General features: G+C 62.5%; 5 protein-coding genes. 2 read left to right on the forward strand and 3 right to left on the reverse strand.

The window, feature by feature from the left end; translation table 11 throughout:
• Positions 1–1,778, forward strand: a 1,778-nt coding sequence (glmS, locus tag SYN63AY4M2_RS13510) for a glutamine--fructose-6-phosphate transaminase (isomerizing) (RefSeq protein ID WP_099887457.1), incomplete at its 5' end; no start/stop codon positions are given.
• On the opposite strand, the gene SYN63AY4M2_RS13515 is transcribed toward glmS, so the two are convergent.
• The gene (locus SYN63AY4M2_RS13515) at positions 1,739–2,245 is read right to left on the reverse strand and encodes a heavy metal-responsive transcriptional regulator (protein ID WP_049749752.1); all 507 of its coding nucleotides are present in this window, start codon (positions 2,243–2,245) and stop codon (positions 1,739–1,741) included. The genes glmS and SYN63AY4M2_RS13515 overlap by 40 nt on opposite strands.
• A gap of 82 nt (positions 2,246–2,327) precedes the next feature.
• Positions 2,328–2,735: an ATP synthase F1 subunit epsilon gene (gene atpC, locus SYN63AY4M2_RS13520; RefSeq protein WP_011430385.1), complete on the reverse strand. Its 408-nt coding sequence runs from the start codon at positions 2,733–2,735 to the stop codon at positions 2,328–2,330.
• A 257-nt stretch (positions 2,736–2,992) separates the two neighbouring features.
• On the opposite strand from atpC, the gene SYN63AY4M2_RS13525 reads away from it, so the two are divergent.
• Positions 2,993–3,631: a Crp/Fnr family transcriptional regulator gene (locus tag SYN63AY4M2_RS13525; protein WP_011430384.1), complete on the forward strand. Its 639-nt coding sequence runs from the start codon at positions 2,993–2,995 to the stop codon at positions 3,629–3,631.
• A 5-nt stretch (positions 3,632–3,636) separates the two neighbouring features.
• Here the strand turns inward: SYN63AY4M2_RS13525 and SYN63AY4M2_RS13530 are convergent.
• Positions 3,637–4,095: Uma2 family endonuclease (locus SYN63AY4M2_RS13530; protein WP_099887458.1), on the reverse strand; the 459-nt coding region annotated here is incomplete at its 5' end.

Raw genomic sequence — 4,095 nt, forward strand, 5'->3', positions numbered from 1 at the left:
TGGAGTATCGCGGCTACGATTCCGCCGGCATTGCCACCGTGGATCCAGAAGAGGGCTTGAGGATTGTGCGGGCCACCGGCAAGCTGCACAACCTGCTGGTGAAGCTCACGGCCAACATGCCCACGGCCAAGGTGGGGATTGGCCACACCCGCTGGGCCACCCACGGCGGTATCAGCGAAGAAAATGCCCACCCCCACTGCGACGCGCGCGGGCGCATCGTGGTCATCCAAAACGGCATTGTGGAGAACTACCTGGAGCTGAAGGAGCACCTGCTGCAGCGCGGGATCCCTTTTCGCTCCCAAACCGATACCGAGGTGATCGCCCACCTGCTGGGCCTGTACACGGAGGAGCTGGGCTGCTTTGAGGCAGCTTTTGCCAAAGTCATGGGACAACTGCGGGGAGGCAATGCCGTGGTGGCCTTGGATCGGGAGGCGCCGGATCGGCTGATTGCCGCCCGCCTGGGCAATGCCGGGGCTGTGGTGATTGGGGAGGGGGAAGGGGAAAATTTTGTGGCCTCGGATCTGCCCGCCATCGTCCGCCACACCCGCAGGGTGGTGTTTCTGGAAGATGGGGAGATGGCCATCCTCACCGACTCCAGCGTGCGCTACCTGCGCATTACCGGCGAAGAGCTGCGCAAGACTCCCATCACCGTAGCCTGGGATCCCGTCTCGGCGGCCAAGGGGGGCTACAAGCACTTCATGCAAAAGGAGATCTACGAGCAGCCGCGCACCACCACCGATACGCTGCGGGGGCGGGTGGATCTGGAAGGGGGGCGGGTGACGCTGGAGGGGCTGGCGCTAACAGAAGCGCAACTGGCCCAGATAGAGCAGATCCACGCCGTGGCCTGCGGCACCGCCTGGCACGCCTGCCTGGTGCTCAAGTATTTCATCGAGAGCCTGGCCCGCATCCCGGTGCAGGTGGACTATGCTTCCGAGTTTCGCTACCGCCAGCCGGTGCTGCGTCCCCACAGCCTGCTGGTGGCCCTCACCCAGTCCGGTGAGACGGTGGATACGCTGGCGGCCATGAGCGAGGCCCGCACTCAGGGGATCCCCACCCTGGCCATCGTCAACGCCATCGGATCCCAGGCCACTCGTCTGGCGGATGCCGGGGTGATCTACATCCACGCCGGGCCGGAGATCGCCGTCGCCTCCACCAAGGTGTTTACCGGCATGCTGGTGGCAGGATACCTGCTGGCCCTGCAACTGGCCCAGGCCAAAGGGATCCTCAGCCCGGCCCAGATCCGATCCCACCTGCAAGCTTTAATCGAGCTGCCGGGCAAGATCAGCCTGTTGTTGAAAGACGCCGCCCTCTACGAGCAGTTGGCGGAGCAGTACCACCACGTCACCGACATGCTCTACCTGGGCCGCTGGGTCAACGCCCCCATAGCCCTGGAGGGGGCCTTAAAAATGAAAGAGGTCAGCTACATCCACGCCGAGGGCTACCCAGCAGGGGAGATGAAGCATGGCCCCATTGCCCTCATCGACGAGCGCATGCCGGTGGTGTGTATTGCCACCCGCGATCCCGTCTACGAAAAAATGCTCTCCAACATCGAGCAGGTGCGGGCGCGGGGCGGGCGAGTCATTGCCCTGATCAATCCGGAAGATACCCAGGTCCGGGAAAAAGCCGACCACGTCATCGAGGTGCCCAGCACCACACCTCTGCTGTCGGCGGTTTTGAACGTCATCCCCCTGCAGCTGTTTGCCTACGCCATGGCGCTGCGCCGCGGGGCCGATGTGGATCAGCCCCGCAACCTGGCCAAGTCGGTAACCGTCGAGTAGCGTCTGCCAACCTTGTCACCGCCGGCCTCTGGCTTTTGCAAAATCGGGCAGATCACGTCCTCCTGGGCCGTCGGTTCCGCTGGGATCCGCCAATCGGAAAGGAGGCTTTCAATTTGGCCTTTTAGAGTTTGCAATTCGGCCATGCGCTCTTCGATTTGCCACAGCTTCTCCTGCAGGTGTTGGCGGATTTCTGGGCAGGGCTGCTCCCCCCGGTCGTACAACTGCAGGATCTGGCGAATTTCCTCCAAGCTCAGGCCCAGGCTTTGGCAGCGGCGAATGAAAGCCAGCCGCCCCAGCACTGCCGGATGGAAGAGGCGATAGCTGGACTCCGACCGCTGCACCGTTGGCTTCAGCAGGCCCAGCGACTCGTAGTAGCGCACCGTGCGCACCGGCAACCCCGCCACCGCCGCCACCTGGCTAATTCTCAAGCTGCCCAATGCGCCATCGGCAACTGCAGGACTGAACATAGCACCACCAGCTCCCCAAGAGCTTCAGCTTAACAAAGCCAGCCCCGCAGCCGGATCCCCTGCCAAGAAAAGCGGGGATCCCTCAGCTTTTGTGGCCCATCTCGGCGGCTTGGATCAAGGCCCTGGCCCGCTGTTGATCCAACTTGGCCTGCAGGCGCTCTTGCTTGTCGCTGCTGGTGTTCAAAACTTGGCTCGCTTTGTCCAAGAGGGCCTGAGCTGCGGCCTTATCCACTTTTTCTCCCCGCTCGGCGCGGTTGACCAGAACGGTTACCTCGTTATTTTCCACTTCCGCAAACCCGCCCATCACGGCAATGGCCGACCACTTGCCACCGGCCTTGACCCGCATCACGCCGTTGCCGATGGCCGTCAAGAGAGGGGCGTGGTTGGTGAGGATGCCCAACTGACCTGAGGTAGCCGGGAGGATCACTTCCTCGGCGGGGGCATCCCAAACCGTGCGGTCGGGGGTGATCACGCGAACCATCAGCGTCACAGCAGGTCTCCTGAAGGGTTGAGCTTGGCACTTCTATCCTACCGGATCGCGGTTGCTCTCGGTTCTGCCCCTCTGCGTGGCGAGACTTAACCTGGGCATAACCTCTCCTTTACTTCCGTCGAAGAGGCAAGCGGTAAGGTGTTGTCGGGAACACTTGTCCTCTACCCCAACTCAGCCGCGAAGCCAACCCCATGCTGTTATTGGTAGGGGAAAGCCCAACGACCAGTGTGCCCAGTTTGCCCTAGCGGAGCTAGCCTATGCCTGAAACGATGCCCGGCCATTTTGCTGCCGGCCTGCCTACACGGGAGCGGCAATTGCTAGAAGACCTCTACCGAGGCCGCAGTTTATCTCCCTACAGTCCCGGCCAGGTCATCCCTTTGTTTCCCGAGGAGTGGGTGATCGTCTGTCGGGGTGTGGTGCAATTGACTACCCTCTATCCCAATGGCGGCGAGGCGCTGTTGGGATTTGCTGGCCCCTCCATGCCCCTGGGATCCCCGCTGACAATGTTGGATCCCTACCAAGCCAAGGCGTTGACGGCGGTTGACGTGTTGCGGCTGCCGGCAGCCGAGGTGGAAGCCTCAGCAACCCTGAGCCAGGGGCTGCTCAAGCAGTTGGTGCGGCGGTTGCGCCAAACCGAAGCGCTGCTGGCCTTGGCCGGGCGGCGGCGGGTGGAGGATCGGCTGCGCCAGTTGCTCTCCCTATTGGCGGTGGAGTTGGGATCCCCAATGGCGACGGGGGTGCGCCTGCAGGTGCGCCTCACCCACCAAGACTTGGCCAATGCCATCGGCACTACCCGCGTCACCATCACCCGTCTTTTGAACCGTTTCCGCCAGCAGGGCTGGATCGCGGTGGACAAAAACCGCCATCTCATCATCAAGCTGGCCCAAACGCCCTGACGGCTTTAAGCCTGGCGTTGGAGCTGTTGGAGGAGCCAGTTGGCGGCGGCGGTGTTGGTCTCGCTGGCCAGGCGTTCCAGCGCCTGCTCAAGCAGAGCTATCTGCAGGCCCGCCAGCACCTCTGACTGGGCAATGGCCCGATAGCGCCTGTCCTTGGCCAGGGCAAAGGCAAAAACACGCCGCCCCTTGACATCGATGACCCAGTACTCAGGAATGCCCAGGCTGGCGTAGAGCTGCTTTTGCTCGTCTAGGTCAAGAGCCAGGGTGGTGTCGGCAATTTCGCCCACCAGGTCGGGAGGTCTTTGGAAACGCAAATCAATCCGCCGCGGCTCGCCGGCTTGGTATTTGGGGATGTTCTCCCCTTTGTAGAGCACTAGGTCAGGGGCGCAGGCGTGGGTTTCTGGGTACTCAATCAGACAGCGACCATAGGACTGCAGCGGCACATCCGGGTGCAAAAAGGCCCA

Source organism: Synechococcus sp. 63AY4M2 (assembly GCF_002760475.1).
Lineage (GTDB): Bacteria > Cyanobacteriota > Cyanobacteriia > Thermostichales > Thermostichaceae > Thermostichus.

Bases quoted from the DNA above. Each gene is read 5' to 3' on its own strand.
- SYN63AY4M2_RS13525 (WP_011430384.1), top strand. From the start codon at position 2,993: ATGCCTGAAACGATGCCCGGCCATTTTGCTGCCGGCCTGCCTACACGG.
- SYN63AY4M2_RS13515 (WP_049749752.1), bottom strand. From the start codon at position 2,245: ATGTTCAGTCCTGCAGTTGCCGATGGCGCATTGGGCAGCTTGAGAATT.